This is a genomic window from uncultured Sunxiuqinia sp. (assembly GCF_963974515.1).
Classification (GTDB): Bacteria; Bacteroidota; Bacteroidia; order Bacteroidales; family Prolixibacteraceae; genus Sunxiuqinia.
In genome coordinates this window covers 73,813-90,302 of record NZ_CAXBDD010000007.1, presented here as the reverse complement: position 1 = coordinate 90,302, position 16,490 = coordinate 73,813, and the positions used below count along the sequence as shown (strand labels likewise).

Sequence of the window (16,490 nt, the reverse complement as noted above, 5' to 3'; positions counted from 1 at the left end):
CGATTTTTTATTGGCGATGTGCGTGATGCAGCCCGATTGAAGCGTGCCTGCGAAGGTATTGATGTCATCATACATGCGGCAGCGATCAAACAGGTCGATACGGCAGAATACAACCCCGACGAATGTGTTAAAACCAATGTGCATGGTGCACAAAATGTGATTGATGCAGCTTTGGCTAATAACGTTAAGCATGTTGTGGCTTTATCCACGGACAAGGCTTGTGCCCCAATAAACTTGTACGGAGCCACCAAGTTGGTTTCGGATAAGTTGATCACTGCGGCAAATAACATCAAGGGCAGTCGTGATATCCGCTTTTCAGCTGTACGCTATGGAAATGTGATGGGGTCGAGGGGATCTGTTATTCCTTTTTTCATGGACAAGAGGAAGGATGGCGTGTTGCCGGTCACACATGAGGAGATGACGCGTTTTAATATTTCGCTGCAGGAAGGGGTTGATCTGGTTTTGTATGCGATTGGAAATCATTTGGGCGGAGAGATCTTTGTTCCTAAAATACCATCATACAAAATAATGGATGTGGCCAAGGCAATTGCTCCCTCTTGTAAAACCGAAATAGTCGGGATTCGTCCGGGCGAAAAATTGCACGAAGAGATGATTACAGAAACAGATGCTTTAAATACCATTGATTTGGGCAACTACTATGCGATTTTACCATCGGTGTCTTTTTCGCATAAACGTGATAAATATTTAAAGCATCATCAAGCGGAGCCTGTTCCTGAAGGGTTTAAATACAATTCCGGCACGAATGCTGACTGGGAAACCGTTGAGTCATTGCGAGCCAAGATTATAAAACATGTAGATTCAAATTTTAATCCCCAATAGAAATGAAACCAATTCCCTACGGCAGACAGCATATTACCGAAGACGATATTGAGGCAGTTGTGCGTGTATTGAAGAGTGATTTTCTTACACAAGGGCCCGAGATAAGGGAATTTGAAAAGAATTTTGCAAGCTACGTGGGAGCCGACTATGCGGTGGCGGTTTCAAATGGCACCGCAGCACTGCACCTTGCAGTATTGTCGTTGAATATTCAACCGGGAGACCGGGTCATTACAACGCCAAACACCTTTGCAGCATCAGCGAATTGTGTGCGTTATGCTGGTGGTGAAGTTGTATTTGCCGACATCGATCCCCAAACCTATTGCCTGGATGTGGCATGCGTAAGAGAACTGCTGGAAGCAGCTCCCAAAGGGACTTACAAGGGAATAATCCTGGTTGATTTTGCAGGCTACGCCATCAACATGGAGCCATTCCGTCAATTAGCAAATGAATACGGACTTTGGATCATTGAAGATGCCTGCCATGCTCCTGGTGGCTACTTTATCGATTCAAACGGGAGCAAGCAACTTTGCGGAAATGGGAAATTTGCGGATTTAACTGTTTTTTCCTTTCACCCAGTGAAACACATAGCCTGTGGCGAGGGGGGCATGATCACCACCAACGACGAAACACACTACAAAAATCTGCTGATGCTCCGCACCCACGGCATTACAAAAGACATACATGCTTTTCGAAATTCTAATGAAGTCGCTTATGGAGTTCAACCTGAAACTTTAAACTTTGCGACCAAAGGGAGTCCCGATTCTTCGGGAGAACCTGAAACATTTCCCGGTTGGTACTACGAAATGCAGGAACTGGGTTTTAATTACCGACTGACCGATTTTCAGGCAGCTTTGGGAAGCAGTCAGCTAAAGCGCGCCGACGACGGATTGAAGCGCAGAAAGGAAATTGCCCAAACCTACTTCGCAGCCTTGAAGGAAAAACCTTTTATCAAAGGGCAATCGGGGGTTGTGGATGGCCATGCCTATCATCTCTATGTTATTGAAGTGGAAAACCGGAAGGGACTGTATGGGCATCTGCGGGCAAACGATATTTTTGTTCAAATCCACTATGTGCCGGTGCATCTCATGCCTTATTACAAGCAGTTTGGGTGGAAAGAAGGGGATTTTCCACAAGTAGAAAAATACTACAGCCAGTGTATCAGTTTGCCAATGTATCCAAACTTAACCGACGAAGAACAAAAATTTGTTATAAATTGTATCGATCATTTTTATGCAGGGAATGACAGTAAATGACGTCGGCAGCACATAAAACACGAAGCAAATGATAAGTCCTGAAATCATACAAAACCTTATTCAATCAGGCGAGAATGAATCGTTGGAATTTAAAAGTAGTTTTAATAACGAATTGATTGAAACACTGGTGGCGTTTGCCAATACTTCGGGCGGAAAGGTTATTACAGGCATTAATCCTAAAGGAGAGGTTGCTGGGATTTCGTTAAATCCAGAGTCGATTCAAAACTGGGTGAACGAAATAAAGAACAAAACCTCCCCATCCTTAATTCCCGATCTGGACACGATCCATGTTGACGATAAGCCCGTTGTTGTCTTTAGCATGCAGGAATATCCTATTAAGCCGGTCGCAACCCGGGGAAAGTATTTCAAACGCGTTGCCAACTCAAATCATCTGCTTGATATTTCAGAAGTTGTAAATCTGCATTTACAGTCATTTAATACAAGTTGGGATTTTCATTTGAATAGTCAATTTAAAATCAACGATATTTCACTCGATAAAGTGCAGGGAGCCATTGACCAGATCAATCAAACCGGAGCCAGAATCAACGATGATCCGCTAACATTTCTGATAAAAAACGATTTACTACGTAACGGGCAGCTCACCAATGCAGCTTATTTGCTTTTCACCGAACGCGATACCGTGTTGACGACCATCGAGTTGGGCCGATTTCAAACCGATACCATTATCAAAGACAGCGATCGGACAAAGTCGGATATATTGTCCCAAATTGACCAGGTAATGGATTTTGTGAAAAAGCATATCAACAAAGAAGTTATCATCACCGGACAGCCGCGTAGTACGGAAAAATGGCAATACCCTATGGAAGCAGTCAGGGAAATTGTAATCAATATGATTGTTCACCGCGATTATCGCTCGGCATCCGATTCCATCGTGAAAGTTTTTGATGACCGCATTGAATTTTATAATCCCGGAAAGTTGCCGGACAGTATTAACGTGGCCGACTTGCTTTCAAACAGCTATAAATCGACCCCCCGAAATAAGCTGATTGCAGATTTCTGTAAAAGCCTCGGACTTATTGAAAAATATGGCTCGGGAATTCGACGGGTGATCGAATATTTTGAGCGGGCCAACCTGCCCCAGCCCGAATTCACAAATATTTCCGATGGTTTTATGGTTACCTTTTTTTTCGCTCAAAAAGCAGATAAGGTCCCCGATAAGGTCCCCGATAAGGTCCCCGATAAGGTCCCCGATAATCTGACGGAAAACCAGCAAAAAATAGTGGAATTAGTTGCGCAAAGCAAGACCATTTCGATGTCGGAAATAGCTGACAGTATCGGGATTTCAAAACGAAAAGTGTTGGACAATATCAACAAATTAAGAAAAATAGGATTAATCCGCCGCATCGGTCCTGCCAAAGGCGGACACTGGGAAATTACCAATAAACGACGCGAAACAAATGACCAATGATCCAATGACAAATACTGACAGCCACCAGGCTTCCAGCCTCTGCATCATCCCTGCCCGAGGAGGTAGCAAACGCATTCTCCGCAAGAATATCAAAGATTTTCTGGGGAAACCCATTATTGCTTATTCCATTGAGGCGGCGTTGAAAAGCAAGTTGTTCAAAGAAGTGATGGTGTCGACCGATGACGAGGAAATTGCCGAAGTGGCCCGAAAATATGGCGCTGAAGTGCCGTTTTTCCGCTCCGATGAAAGTGCGGATGATGTTGCCACATTAGCGGATGTTGTCGATGAGGTAAAAATGAAATACCAGGAACAGAATAAATTATTCGATCACATTTGCTGCATCCTGCCCACAGCCCCTTTAATTACCGTTGAGAATCTCAAGAAGGCCTTGTTTCTGTTGAATGAAAAGGATGCAGATTCTGTGCGACCAGTTGTGCGGTTTTCATATCCCATACAACGAGCGGTAAGAATGAGCGAAGGAAAAATTGAATTGTTTAACCCGGAGCATCAAAATACTCGTTCGCAAGATTTGGAACCTGCGTTTCATGATGCCGGGCAATTTTACTGGATGAAATTTGAATCTGGCCTCAGGGGAAAAAACAAATTCGGTTTCGAAATACCTGAAACACACGTTCAGGATATTGATATCGAGGAAGACTGGATCCTTGCAGAATTGAAATACCAATTAAAGCAAAGAAAGTGAAAGTGTTATTTAGAGTCAGTGCAGGTCATCATACGGGATTGGGGCATCTAACCAGGTGTATCGCTCTGGCCGAAGCATTTAGCGCGCATGATATCGATTCGTTTTTTCTGATTAAGAGTGATGATCCACATGGACTATCCCAATTTCTACAAAATGAAGAGGTCATTGGACTGAATTATGAATTCTTGCCCCTGGCATGTGATAAATTAACGGATGTTCAGCGTATTAAAAGTCACTATGAAAAAGGCTTTTCTTTTCTTGTACTTGATCACTACGAGCATGATTTATCATATCAGCAACAGCTCAAAGATTCCGGAATAAAGTGGGCACAGTTTGATCATCAGGCAAAAGAAAGGATCTTGGCAGACATCGTTATTAACGGCAATATTGCTGCACGCAAGAAAGACTACAGAAGATTAACGAATAGTGAAACCAAACTGTGTATTGGTTATAAATTTGCCATTATCAGGCAATCATTCAGTAACCAAAAAAGTCTTCTGGAAAAGGACAGAATTTTAATCGCAATGGGGGGTGGAACGTATTCTCCCGAAGTTCTTCAGTCAATAAATTTATTAGTCGCATTTGAAGATTTTCAATTTGATATTGTTACTTGTGATGAACAAGTGCTAAACATGGTTAGTAATTTCGCTAATGTTACAGTACATTTGAATACGGTCGATGTAGTTTCCGTCTACAAGAAATGTGAAGCTGCGGTAGTTACGGGTGGTGTAACGACAATCGAACTAGCAGTATTGAATGTTCCAATGATTGTCATCCCGGTCGCCAATAATCAAGTTCTAAATTCAATTGCATGGCATGAAAGCAACATGGCAATTAGCTTTTCAGATATCGATTCTTTTAATGAATATATTAAGAACTGTGGGCTACATTGTGTAATTAATGAATTGAAAGATAAATTTAGGCATAGATCAATATCTCTCGATAATAACGGAAGGTATAGAGTTGCAAAAGTAATTTGTGAGTTAATTTAGATGAAAAATTTGATCATTTTTGGAGGCATAGGCAATGGTACAGTAGTATTAGATGCTGTTATTGATATCAACAAAAGAATGGATGTCAATCATTATAATATAGTTGGGTTTGTGAATAATCAATATAAAAGCGTTCAAAGTATTGGAGGTTTGCCGGTGCTTGGCGATATTGGCCATTTGGAAGATTTACTTCCGAAATATGATGCTTATTTTATCAATGGTATAAGTTCAGTGAAAACGATGAGTTTAGTCGAAAATTTATTTGACAATAAATATCCTAAACTCAGAGAACGATTAGTTTCTATTATTCACCCTAATTCTTTTATTGGTTCTAGTGTTAAGATCGGAGAAGGCTGTTTTATTGGGCCTCAAAATTATATTGGACAGAACACTGAAATTGGGCAAAATTGCTTCATCCATTCTCAATGCTATATTGCAAGAGATTCTATCATTTCAGACCATAATTATTTTGCTCCGAAAGTTTATATTGGAGCCGAAGTAAAGACTAGTAAATCTGTGTACTTTGGAGCTGGATCCTTAGTCAAAGAGCGCGTTAATATAGGCGAAAAGGCAATAATTGGCATGGGGGCTGTGATTGTTGATAATATTGAAAGCGAAAACATTTACTATGGTGAAAAAGCAAAAAAAAGAAATTAGTATTAAACAAGAAAGAGCCTTCATCATCGCAGAACTCTCGGCCAACCACAACAACGATTTTGATTTGGCTGTAAAGACCATTGAAGCGATGTCTGAAGCCGGAGCCGATGCCGTTAAAGTGCAGACCTACAGGCCCGAGAGCTTAACCATTGATTCCGACACCGGTTATTTTGCTCCTCGTACCGAGGGGTTATGGCGTGGATATACCCCGTGGAAACTGTACACGGAGGCTGCTATGCCTTACGAATGGCAGTCCAAGCTGAAGAAAGTTGCTGAAGATTTAGGTTTGCTTTTCTTCTCATCTCCTTTTGATAAAGAGGGAGTTGATTTTCTGGAAAGTATCAATGTCCCCATGTACAAAATTGCGTCGTTTGAAATAACAGATATCCCTTTGATTGAATATACGGCATATAAGGGTAAACCAATGATTATTTCAACTGGCGTCGCCGAAATTGAGGATATCGAGCTTGCATTGGAAACATGCAGGCGTGTTGGCAATAACGAGATCACCCTGCTCAAATGCACCTCCCAGTACCCGGCAACCATCGAAGATGCCAATTTGCGAACCATCCCGGAAATGAAAAAACGCTTTGGCGTTGAAGTAGGGGTTTCTGACCATACCATGGGCTGCATTGTCCCAACGGTGGCCGTTTCATTGGGCGCAACGGTGGTTGAAAAGCATTTCATACTCGACCGGAAACTTGGAGGGCCCGACTCAGCATTTTCAATGCAGCCTCATGAATTTAAAGAAATGGTTCAATCGGTTCGTCAGGCCGAATCAGCACTGGGGAAAGTGACTTACCAAGTCTCAGAAAATGATAAAAACCGCCGTCGTTCTCTCTTCGCAGTCAAAGACATCAAAGCAGGAGAATCGTTCACCAAAGAGAATGTCAGGTCCATTCGTCCGGGGAATGGCTTGCACCCAAAATATTTAAAAGAAGTGATTGGAAAAACAGCAACTTTTGATATTCTTAAAGGAACACCATTGAGTTTCGATTTTATAGCTTGAACGATGCGATGTCAATTTTCGGAATACAAATGCTTCTGAGTTTGGGCAAAATTTGATACGCCTTTAATGAGATCTAACGTATTGAAATGTTTTATCTGCTATTTGTTTTAATTCGTCTGAAATCGGAACAAGGAGGAAGAAAAGTGCTGAGACTATCGTTATGGTTGAACCCCGGATAAAAATATCCACAATTAAATTTTGTTGAGGAATAAATTGTAAACCCAGATACAAGCATGCGTAAAATACAACAACAATGATAAACTTATAATTAAACGGCTGAAGTCGGTATTTCGCCAGAATAAACAGGTAGCGCATCAAGTTGTTGAGCAACAAGGCTGATGCGATAGCAATAGCCGCTCCGGTAATCCCCCAAATTGGAATCAGGACATACAAAAGAAAAACTGACACCAGGATTAAGCAGACGATAAAATACAAGGCCACTTTATAGTATTTTGAATAGCTAATAATCAGGCCATTTGCCCCGGTCATCATGTCAAACAAATAGCCTAGTCCAACAAAAAAGATCACCCATTTCGATTGCAGATAGTCTTCTCCCAGGATGATCAGGATGTTATCGATGTTGGCCCAGATCCCCAGAAACAGAAAACCACCAATAATAAACTGATTGATACAGCTTTTATAATAAATCGATTTGATTTGTGCCAGATCATTTCTTTTCCAGGCATCAGCAACCAAGGTTCCTGCTATTTTCAGTAACGGACGTGAGGGGATGACCACGAGTGTCCCAAAATAAAAGGCAATAGTGTAAACGCCGGTGTTGGATAGGTCCAGAAACTGGTTAATGAAGATCTTATCAATATTAAAAACAAAGATCGAACCCAGGCTGGCAAGAACACTGTACAGCGCCACGCTCCAGATTTCCTTTTTCAGCTTTTGATCCATAAAATTCAGCTGGGGTCGAAAGCTGATCTCTTCCTTCTTCAACAAAAAAACAAACAGAAACAAGCCTTTTAGACAAAGTACCAGGGTGAATGCCAAGATCAGTTGATGGAGATTGATGAGGTTGACGGCAAACGAAACGACGATCGCAAATAGCAGGAGTCGCTGGAGGAACTCTTGAAAAAAGGTACCCGTAACCGCATCATAAAGTAGCCGGTTGTAGGTATCCAGAAAAATGAAGGCCATGGAGAAAAAGGTCAGCGGAATGAGCAGATGCACATATTGGGCAAATAGGGCAGACTTTTCCAGGTTGCTTTCCACCAGCAAAGGTTTAAACGAATAGTAGGCCGCCAGAAATACGGAAAAACCGATGATAAACACCAGCGCAGCGATAAAAAGGAATCCATTGTGTTTATTCTGACTATCTCTAAAATACGGAAACAGGCGGGAAGTGACCCCCTGAAAGCCGAGCAGGAACAGTTGTCCGGTTAATGCGGCATAGGCGGCCAGCAGACCAAAAAGGCCAACAATCTCGGTGGTCAGATATTCGGTGTATAAATAGGTGGTCGTCACAAAACCAATGATCACGCCCACATACGACCAAATACTTCCCTTAATTGATTGTTTTATGATGATCCCCATTTATGTCGGATTGAGAAAATTATTTCCTTACTTTTGTTTCAATTTGAAAATTGATAACCCTCAAATGATTATGGCAAAGATAAAAGGCAATCGCAATATATTCGTTGGTTTTGGAATTATCCTCGTCTTTATTTTAATCGCCTTTGTTTATTTCTCACCGCAACTGGAAGGCAAACAGCTGGATGCGCACGACCTTAGTACCTACCGTGGAGGGGCCAGGGAGCTTCTTGATTTCAGGGCCGAAACCGGAGAGGAAGCGATATGGACCAATAGTATGTTTGGCGGAATGCCGGGGTATTTGTTGTCGACCCGCTATGAGGGGAATTTAGTTTCGAAAGGACAAGCCTTGATAAATGTTATCCCCCGACCGACCCGCTACCTGATCTTGATGTTCAGTTTGTTTTTTGCACTGTTGTTGATTCTAAAGGTGAACGTGTGGGTAAGTGCGGTTGGAGCGCTGGCCTATGGCATGTTTTCCTTTTTGTTTGTGATTATTGATGCCGGGCACGTGACCAAAGCGCATACACTGACGTATATGGCTTTGGTTGTTGGCGGGGTGTTGCTGGCTTACAAACGGAATCCGCTGGTAGGCAGCCTGCTCACCGCGCTGTCGCTTTCCTGGATGTTAAGTGCAAGTCATCCGCAAATGACATATTATGCTGGCATAATGGTGCTGATTATCGGGGTTACCTATTTGGTTTATGCGTTCAAGGAAAAGACCTTGCCTGCTTTTACCAAAACTTCGGCTTTGCTGGTACTAGCTGCCGTATTGGCTGTTGGAACCAACTTTGGAAATTTGTACACGGTTTACGAATACGGAAAGTATTCGATGCGGGGCGAGTCGGATCTGACACCGCAAGATGACGATCAGACTTCGGGGTTGGATAAAAGCTACATTCTCGATTACAGTTACGATTTGGGTGAGGCGATGACTGCCTTTATTCCGCGGTTTAAAGGTGGTGGCATGGCGGAATCGTTGGGTGATGAATCGAACGTCTACCAGTTTTTCGAGCAGAATCAAGGGAAAGCGCAGGCAAGGCAAATCAGCCAAAACCTGCCCTTGTATTGGGGGACGCAGCCCATTTCTTCAGCGCCTTTTTATTATGGAGCGGTGCTTTGCTTTTTATTCGTGTTTGGTTTGTTTGTGCTGAAGGGTAAAGATAAATGGTGGCTGGTTGCCGTGGTGGTGGTTTCATTTCTCTTGTCGCTGGGCAAGAACTTTGGATTTTTGAGCCACTTCATGATTGATTATTTTCCGGGATACAACAAATTTCGCGATGTGAAAAACATCATTGTCATTCAGCAGTTTGCCATGGCATTGATGGGGGTTCTGGCTGTTCGGGAATTGTACCTGAACCGTCAAAATAAAACGGATTTACTTCAGAAGTTAAAATACAGTTGGTTTATTGCCGGGGGGCTGGCGTTAGTCTTTGTGTTGCTTCCCGGCCTGGCTGGCGACTTCAGGACACCCTCTGACGCCCGCCTTGTACAGGCTGGCTGGCCTGATCAACTCATGGAAGCCTTACGTGCCGATCGTAAGATGGTTTTGCGAACAGATGCTTTTAAGACCTTTTTGTTTGTTACCATCGCTGCCGGAGTAATCTGGCTGTATGTGAAACAAAAGTTGAAGGCAAGTTATGCGTTGCTGATTTGGGCTTTGCTGATTTTTGTGGATTTATGGCCCGTCAACAAACGCTACCTTAACAATGATGATTTTGTATCAGCCCGCAAGGTTGAGGTTCCCTTTAGTCCGAGTAAGGCTGATCAGGAGATTTTGAAGGACACAGACCCGAATTACCGGGTGCTGAACATAGCGGTGAATCCATTTACCGATGCTTCCACCTCGTATTTCCATAAATCGATTGGCGGTTATCATGGTGCCAAAATGCAGCGTTATCAGGAGATGATTGAATTCCATATTTCTCCCGAAATGCAGAAGCTTGGCTCGCGATTGCAGAATGTGGAATCTCAGGCCGATGTGGAGGCCGTTTTCACAGGGCTCAATGCGCTAAACATGCTGAATACCCGCTACGTGATTTATAATCCCAATGCCGCACCGTTGTATAATAACCAAGCGTTAGGCAATGCGTGGTTTGTAGAAGATGTATCGTTTGTGGAAAACGCCGATGAGGAAATTGCTGCCTTGGAAGATTTTGATCCCGCAACAGAGGCTATCGTCGATGCACAGTTTTCGGATGTACTCACAAGCGTCAGTTTTAATTCGGGCGACCAGCCGGTGATTGAATTGCAGGAATATCGCCCCAATCATTTGAAGTATAAAGCCAGCGTTGGTAGTGGCACCCCCTTGGCTGTCTTCTCAGAGATTTACTATCCCAAGGGATGGAATGCATACCTGGATGGGCAACCGGTGGAACATGTACGTGTAAACTACGTGCTGAGGGCAATGCCTGTTCCGCAGGGAACGCATGAAATCGAATTCCGCTTTGAACCCCAATCGTACGCTTTGGGAAACACGGTTTCGCTGGCCAGTTCGATCGTGCTAATTTTAGCGCTGATGGCGGTAGGTTTTTTCGAATTTAAAAAGAAAGCAAAAAATGAAGAGGAAGAAACGTCCGGCGAGGCTTAAGCGTCGTTTAATCAAATCATACCTGACATCAACCATTAGCATTACCCTGGTTTTGTTCCTGGTCGGAATGATGTCATTGCTGATTCTTAATGCCGGTCGCTTGTCAGATTACGTTCGGGAGCACGTTGGATTTACCCTGGTGTTAAACGATGATGTGCGCGAAGCGGAGATTCTGCGGCTTCAGAAAATACTAAGCGCCACCGATTACGTGAAAGATACCAGGTATGTAAACAAGGAAGAGGCGGCGGAACAACTGACCAAAGACCTGGGCGAAGATTTTGTCGGGTTTCTGGGCTTCAATCCTTTGTTTTCTTCGCTCGACATCAAATTGCATGCAGAGTATATGCAACAAGATAGTTTGGTCATTCTGGAAAATAGCTTTCTGGCTTACCCACAGGTAAAGGAAGTCTATTATCAGCGCGATCTGGTGCGGATCATTAACGAAAATGTAAAACGTATCAGCTTATTTTTAATGGTATTCTCGGTTTTGCTTCTGTTTATTTTTTCAACGCTCATCAACAACACCATCCGGATTGCCATTTACTCGCAGCGTTTCATTATTCATACCATGAAACTGGTTGGAGCCACACGATCATTCATCCGGCGGCCTTTTATCCTGAAGAATATTGGCTACGGTATTTTGGGAGCATTGCTCGCCAACTTGAGCATCTTGGGGCTGATCTTCTCTTATCGGCAGGATTTCGAGGGCATTTTTGATCCACAGCAGGTTGGAACCATCGGGCTGGTTTTTGGCATTGTTTTTATTTTTGGGGTTCTGATTTCGTGGTTGTCCACATACTTCTCAGTGAATAAGTATCTTAGAATTCGATATGATGAGCTTTTTTATACCTGAGCCAGATTACGAAATTGGAAAATAATTGTTATATCCTTCTTCCTGAACAATAATTCACGAGAATCGAGCGATTAATTAGAAATAGATTTTCTACTTTCGTATCATCAAAAATATTGAGGCATGGTTAAGACTAAAGATGAATTGCAGAAACAAACTTTCGCATTGGGGAAAGAAAACTATAAATTATTGCTTATCGGATTCGGAATCATCGTCATAGGGTTCATTCTCATGGTGGGTGGAAAGAGTGAAGACCCCTCGGTTTTCAATCCCGAAATATTTAGTTTTAGACGAATTACCCTAGCCCCGATAATCGTATTGTTTGGGTTTTTGTTCGAGATTTATGCGATTATGAAACGCCCAAAACAAGAAAACTAGCCGATGAACGTTTTCCAGGCCTTTTTGCTGGGGATTATTCAGGGATTGACCGAATTTTTACCCGTGAGCTCTAGTGGTCATTTAGAAATAGGTCACAATCTTTTGGGGGTGAAAGGGCACAACAACCTGGTGTTTGCCGTTGTTGTGCATGGAGCAACCGTGCTGAGTACCCTGGTCGTATTCCGACAAGATGTTCTGTTGCTTTTTAAAGGCTTGTTTGCCTTCAGGTGGAATGAAGAAACCAGGTACATCTCCCTTTTACTTTTTTCTGCTGTGCCTGTCATTATTCTGGGCCTCTTTTTTAGGGAAGAAATTGAGAGCCTGTATAATGGGAACCTGGTTTTTGTTGGATCAATGTTGATTGCCACTGCGTGTTTGCTCGCTTTTTCCTATTTCGCTAAATCCCAAGAAAAGAAAGTCGGCTGGCTCGATTCCCTGATTATTGGCGTGGCTCAGGCTATGGCTGTGCTTCCTGGGATCTCGCGGAGCGGATCAACCATTGCTGTTGGCCTTCTGCTGGGTAAGAAAAAAGCAGATATGGCCCGCTTTTCTTTTCTGATGGTTTTGATTCCAATTATTGGCGCCAATTGCATTGATCTCTTGGGCCATGAACTGAACCCGGAAGATTCGATTGGGATATTACCACTCGCTGTTGGCTTTGTTGCAGCCTTTCTTGCGGGCCTTTTAGCCTGCAAATGGATGATCAAAATTGTAAAAGAAGGCAAGTTGATTTATTTTGCAGCCTATTGCCTGGTTATCGGGTTAATTGCTATCTTTGCCGGCTGAAAAACTGACTTCCTGATTCATACCATACATTAACTAAACGAGTTTTCCATGGGGGAGGAACCCAAAAATTTTGACTTCGTCAAAGGAGAGGTGTTGCTTTTTGATAAAGCGTTGGACTGGACTTCCTTTGATTTGGTGCAAAAAGTACGCAATAATCTCTGTCGCGCCATGAAGATCAAAAAGCTGAAAGTGGGGCACGCCGGAACGTTGGATCCGAAAGCTACCGGCTTGATGATTCTTTGTACGGGTAAAGCAACCAAACAAATTGAAATGCACCAGGCTGGCGAGAAGGAATATCTGGCAAGCATCAAGCTTGGAGCCACGACACCATCATTCGATTTGGAAACGGAAGAAGATGCACAATTCGACACCAAACACATTACTCAAGTGGCGACAGAAGCTGTTTTGCAACAGTTTCTTGGCGAGATTGAGCAGGTCCCGCCGGTTTTTAGTGCGGTCAAAATAGATGGGCAACGGGCTTATACCCATGCCCGAAAAGGGACGGATGTTAAGATGAGATCCCGCCTGATTCATATTCGGGAGTTGGAGTTACTTGATTTTTCTCAAGAGAAAATTGAGCTCCGGGTTGTTTGTAGTAAGGGGACTTATATCCGGGCTTTGGCTCGCGACATTGGAAAAGCATTGGATAGTGGAGCTTATCTTATCGGTTTAAGACGTACCCGAATTGGGGATTTCAAAGTGGACGATGCGCTTTCACTAACCGACTTTTTAAAAAATATTGACAAATTTGTAACAAACTGAATATTGCCCCGTAAAACGGGGTTCTGTCTTATCGAAAAATTATTCATTTATGAAGTTATCCAAGTTCAAATATAAACTGCCAGAGGAACTGATTGCTCTGCATCCCTCCCAAAACCGGGATGAGTCGAAACTGATGGTTTTGCACCGTGGTAGTCGGAAAATTGAACATAAGTTATTCAAAGACATAACGGAATACTTTGATGACCAAGATGTCATGGTATTCAATGATACCAAGGTTTTTCCGGCACGTTTATATGGGAACAAAGAAAAAACAGGTGCTGAAATTGAGGTTTTTTTGCTTCGTGAGTTGAACCGCGAGCAACGTTTATGGGATGTGTTGGTTGATCCGGCTCGGAAAATTCGGATTGGTAACAAACTGTACTTTGGCGAAGATGATATGCTGGTTGCCGAGGTAATCGACAACACCACATCACGAGGCCGGACGTTACGTTTCTTGTTTGACGGGCCATACGATGAGTTCAAAAAGACCCTCTACAGCCTGGGCGAAACACCACTGCCCAAGTTTATTCAACGTCCGGTTCAGCCCGAAGATAAGGACCGTTATCAAACCATTTTTGCAAAACACGAAGGTGCTGTTGCCGCACCAACGGCCGGCCTGCACTTCTCGCGCGAGCTGTTGAAGCGCCTGGAGATCCTGGGAGTTGAGTTTAGTTACGTGACTTTGCATGTGGGCTTGGGTAACTTCCGAAGCGTGGATGTGGAGGATTTGACTAAGCACAAGATGGATTCGGAGCAAATTTGGATTCGCGATGAAGCCTGCGAGGTCGTAAACAATGCCAAGGCTAAAAAGAGAAATATTTGTGCTGTTGGTACGACGGTTATGCGAACCCTCGAAAGCTCCGTATCAACCCAAGGGCATTTAAAGCCGTTTGAAGGGTGGACCAACAAGTTCATTTTTCCTCCGTACGAGTTTAGCGTAGCCAACCGAATGATTACCAACTTTCACCTGCCAATGTCGACCCTATTGATGATGGTAGCCGCTTTTGGAGGATACGATTTTGTGATGGAAGCATACCAAAAGGCGATCAAAGAAGGATACCGGTTTGGAACCTATGGCGATGCCATGTTGATTTTGTAAGAAGTTCACCAAAAATAAAGATTTAGAAAAGGCTGTCAATTTAATTGATGGCCTTTTTAATGAAGGCCTCTTTGCGATCGGATTTTATCTTCTGCTGTATTTTCGTAAATTGGACTGACTGTTTACTCACGCTCAATTTTAATAGCCGGTCTTATATGAAAACAAAAAGAATAGCCCTTGCAGTACTCGTTGCCCTCATTTTAGGAGCTGGCTTTTACCTCCATTTGTTGATGCCTGTGATCACCGGTTATGCTGCCAAGAATTTGGCCTCGGCGGTCTTTGTTGCTGGCCGCAGCCAGGAGGCGATGGAACAAGAAGACCTGAACTTTTCATTTATCGCGTTGACCAACAATACCGTGGACTTTGAAAAACGGGAAGTCGAAAGCCGGTTTTTGTGGGGTAAATCCAAAGCTATTTACGTGGAAGGATATGGCTGCACGCTGGTAAAGGATTTTTCAGAAGAGCAGATCCAAAGCCGGCCATATCCGCGGATTGAGGTGCTTCCTGATGGTTCCGATTCCATACGCTGGCCCATGGGCAATGCGATTGAAGAACCTGTTCCGGGGTTAATTGACCGTGATAAGCTAAACCTCGCTATTACACAGGCAATGAGCGATACCATTCCTTTCAAGGGAACCTTTGCCTTAGTTGTTGTTTACAAAGGACAACCGATAGCTGAAGTTTATCGGGATGATTTCTCTCCAAACACAAAATTTCTAAGTTGGTCGATGGCCAAAAGCGTGACCAATGCCTTGGTCGGCTTGCGTGTAAAGGACGGAAAAATGGCGATTGACGAACCCCTGGCGATTTCGGAATGGCAGCAGGACAAACGGCAGGACATTACGCTTAGCAATTTGCTACAGATGAATAGCGGGTTGGACTGGAATGAGAATTACGGGAATCTGTCCGATGTCACGGTGATGCTTCATAAAGTGGGCGATATGGGATTGTATACCCAGCAAAAAGCCTACAAATATCCAGCAGACTCGGTGTGGATGTATTCGTCGGGGTCGACCAACCTGGTTTGCCGCGAACTGCGCAAGACCTTTCCTGATGATCAGGCCTATTACGCTTATCCGCGGCAAGCGTTGTTTAACCGGATTGGCATGACCAGTGCCATATTTGAGGTCGATGCTTCCGGAACCTTCGTTGGCTCGTCGTATTTGTATGCCACCATGCGCGACTATGCCCGATTCGCGCTGCTGTATCTGTACGATGGCAACTGGGAGGGTGATCAAATCTTGCCCAAAGGCTGGGTAGATTACACGACCGAAACTGCCAATGGCTCCGAAGGGCGATATGGGTCTTCCTTCTGGCTCAACCGGTCGGGTGAATATCCGGACGCTCCCGACGACCTGTTTTTGTGTAAAGGACACGATGGACAGTTTATTTGTATTATCCCATCAAAAGAATTGGTGGTGGTGAGAACCGGCTATTCGAAAAAGGGGGAATTTGATTTGAATGCCCTGCTGAAAGGAATTTTAAAGAGTCTGGATTAACACGGGAGATTCTATCCGGACGCTGCCGGATCAAATTTTAAGAATTAAGAATCCAACATCAAGATGATCTCCACGAAGAATGGCCATTAAATGACCACCAATGA

General features: G+C 43.6%; 15 protein-coding genes. 14 read left to right on the top strand and 1 reads right to left on the bottom strand.

The annotated features are described in order from the left end of the window. From pseB to pseI, 7 genes are all read left to right on the top strand, one after another. The coding region (gene pseB, locus AAC033_RS03705) for a UDP-N-acetylglucosamine 4,6-dehydratase (inverting) (protein ID WP_339735522.1) at positions 1 to 840 on the top strand (840 nt) is incomplete at its 5' end. Positions 841 to 842: 2 nt separating this feature from the next. Then, positions 843 to 2,093 (top strand): UDP-4-amino-4,6-dideoxy-N-acetyl-beta-L-altrosamine transaminase, encoded by a 1,251-nt coding sequence (gene pseC, locus AAC033_RS03700; RefSeq protein WP_339735520.1) that lies wholly within the window; start codon positions 843 to 845, stop codon positions 2,091 to 2,093. Positions 2,094 to 2,121: 28 nt separating this feature from the next. Then, on the top strand, positions 2,122 to 3,522 hold the full coding sequence (locus AAC033_RS03695; protein WP_339735519.1) for an ATP-binding protein: 1,401 nt from the start codon (positions 2,122 to 2,124) through the stop codon (positions 3,520 to 3,522). 4 nt (positions 3,523 to 3,526) lie between these two features. Next, positions 3,527 to 4,225: a pseudaminic acid cytidylyltransferase gene (pseF, locus tag AAC033_RS03690; protein WP_339735517.1), complete on the top strand. Its 699-nt coding sequence runs from the start codon at positions 3,527 to 3,529 to the stop codon at positions 4,223 to 4,225. Continuing rightward, complete coding sequence (gene pseG, locus AAC033_RS03685; protein WP_339735515.1) at positions 4,222 to 5,217, top strand: UDP-2,4-diacetamido-2,4,6-trideoxy-beta-L-altropyranose hydrolase; 996 nt, start codon at positions 4,222 to 4,224, stop codon at positions 5,215 to 5,217. The genes pseF and pseG overlap by 4 nt, the downstream gene beginning before the upstream one ends. Continuing rightward, on the top strand, positions 5,218 to 5,874 hold the full coding sequence (locus AAC033_RS03680; protein ID WP_339735512.1) for a hypothetical protein: 657 nt from the start codon (positions 5,218 to 5,220) through the stop codon (positions 5,872 to 5,874). Then, positions 5,846 to 6,883, top strand: a complete 1,038-nt coding sequence (gene pseI, locus AAC033_RS03675) for a pseudaminic acid synthase (protein ID WP_339735510.1) — start codon at positions 5,846 to 5,848, stop codon at positions 6,881 to 6,883. Before AAC033_RS03680 ends, pseI begins: the two co-directional genes overlap by 29 nt. Before the next feature lie 63 nt (positions 6,884 to 6,946). Here pseI and AAC033_RS03670 read toward each other — a convergent pair whose 3' ends face one another. Beyond that, complete coding sequence (locus tag AAC033_RS03670; protein WP_339735508.1) at positions 6,947 to 8,425, bottom strand: polysaccharide biosynthesis C-terminal domain-containing protein; 1,479 nt, start codon at positions 8,423 to 8,425, stop codon at positions 6,947 to 6,949. A 70-nt stretch (positions 8,426 to 8,495) separates the two neighbouring features. Here AAC033_RS03670 and AAC033_RS03665 point away from each other — a divergent pair, with 70 nt between their 5' ends. The 7 genes from AAC033_RS03665 to AAC033_RS03635 all read left to right on the top strand — a co-directional run bounded on the left by AAC033_RS03665 (position 8,496) and on the right by AAC033_RS03635 (position 16,386). After that, positions 8,496 to 11,012: a YfhO family protein gene (locus AAC033_RS03665; RefSeq protein WP_339735506.1), complete on the top strand. Its 2,517-nt coding sequence runs from the start codon at positions 8,496 to 8,498 to the stop codon at positions 11,010 to 11,012. After that, positions 10,981 to 11,865 (top strand): ABC transporter permease, encoded by an 885-nt coding sequence (locus AAC033_RS03660; protein WP_339735504.1) that lies wholly within the window; start codon positions 10,981 to 10,983, stop codon positions 11,863 to 11,865. The genes AAC033_RS03665 and AAC033_RS03660 overlap by 32 nt, the downstream gene beginning before the upstream one ends. Before the next feature lie 120 nt (positions 11,866 to 11,985). Next, positions 11,986 to 12,240, top strand: coding sequence for a DUF3098 domain-containing protein (locus AAC033_RS03655; RefSeq protein WP_339735502.1), 255 nt, complete (start codon positions 11,986 to 11,988; stop codon positions 12,238 to 12,240). Positions 12,241 to 12,243: 3 nt separating this feature from the next. After that, positions 12,244 to 13,026: an undecaprenyl-diphosphate phosphatase gene (locus tag AAC033_RS03650; protein ID WP_339735500.1), complete on the top strand. Its 783-nt coding sequence runs from the start codon at positions 12,244 to 12,246 to the stop codon at positions 13,024 to 13,026. Positions 13,027 to 13,074: 48 nt separating this feature from the next. Next, positions 13,075 to 13,788 (top strand): tRNA pseudouridine(55) synthase TruB, encoded by a 714-nt coding sequence (truB, locus tag AAC033_RS03645; RefSeq protein ID WP_339735498.1) that lies wholly within the window; start codon positions 13,075 to 13,077, stop codon positions 13,786 to 13,788. Positions 13,789 to 13,837: 49 nt separating this feature from the next. Further along, positions 13,838 to 14,887, top strand: coding sequence for a tRNA preQ1(34) S-adenosylmethionine ribosyltransferase-isomerase QueA (queA, locus tag AAC033_RS03640; RefSeq protein WP_339735497.1), 1,050 nt, complete (start codon positions 13,838 to 13,840; stop codon positions 14,885 to 14,887). A gap of 155 nt (positions 14,888 to 15,042) precedes the next feature. After that, entirely contained in the window at positions 15,043 to 16,386 is a 1,344-nt protein-coding gene (locus AAC033_RS03635; RefSeq protein WP_339735495.1) for a serine hydrolase, read from the top strand. The last annotated feature ends 104 nt before the right edge of the window (positions 16,387 to 16,490 follow it).

What these genes read in the sequence shown, in the direction of transcription:
- pseC (WP_339735520.1), top strand. Translation starts at nt 843, where the DNA reads ATGAAACCAATTCCCTACGGCAGACAGCATATTACCGAAGACGATATT.
- AAC033_RS03695 (WP_339735519.1), top strand. Translation starts at nt 2,122, where the DNA reads ATGATAAGTCCTGAAATCATACAAAACCTTATTCAATCAGGCGAGAAT.
- pseF (WP_339735517.1), top strand. Translation starts at nt 3,527, where the DNA reads ATGACAAATACTGACAGCCACCAGGCTTCCAGCCTCTGCATCATCCCT.
- AAC033_RS03680 (WP_339735512.1), top strand. Translation starts at nt 5,218, where the DNA reads ATGAAAAATTTGATCATTTTTGGAGGCATAGGCAATGGTACAGTAGTA.
- pseI (WP_339735510.1), top strand. Translation starts at nt 5,846, where the DNA reads ATGGTGAAAAAGCAAAAAAAAGAAATTAGTATTAAACAAGAAAGAGCC.
- AAC033_RS03670 (WP_339735508.1), bottom strand. Translation starts at nt 8,425, where the DNA reads ATGGGGATCATCATAAAACAATCAATTAAGGGAAGTATTTGGTCGTAT.
- AAC033_RS03665 (WP_339735506.1), top strand. Translation starts at nt 8,496, where the DNA reads ATGGCAAAGATAAAAGGCAATCGCAATATATTCGTTGGTTTTGGAATT.
- AAC033_RS03660 (WP_339735504.1), top strand. Translation starts at nt 10,981, where the DNA reads ATGAAGAGGAAGAAACGTCCGGCGAGGCTTAAGCGTCGTTTAATCAAA.
- AAC033_RS03655 (WP_339735502.1), top strand. Translation starts at nt 11,986, where the DNA reads ATGGTTAAGACTAAAGATGAATTGCAGAAACAAACTTTCGCATTGGGG.
- AAC033_RS03650 (WP_339735500.1), top strand. Translation starts at nt 12,244, where the DNA reads ATGAACGTTTTCCAGGCCTTTTTGCTGGGGATTATTCAGGGATTGACC.
- truB (WP_339735498.1), top strand. Translation starts at nt 13,075, where the DNA reads ATGGGGGAGGAACCCAAAAATTTTGACTTCGTCAAAGGAGAGGTGTTG.
- queA (WP_339735497.1), top strand. Translation starts at nt 13,838, where the DNA reads ATGAAGTTATCCAAGTTCAAATATAAACTGCCAGAGGAACTGATTGCT.
- AAC033_RS03635 (WP_339735495.1), top strand. Translation starts at nt 15,043, where the DNA reads ATGAAAACAAAAAGAATAGCCCTTGCAGTACTCGTTGCCCTCATTTTA.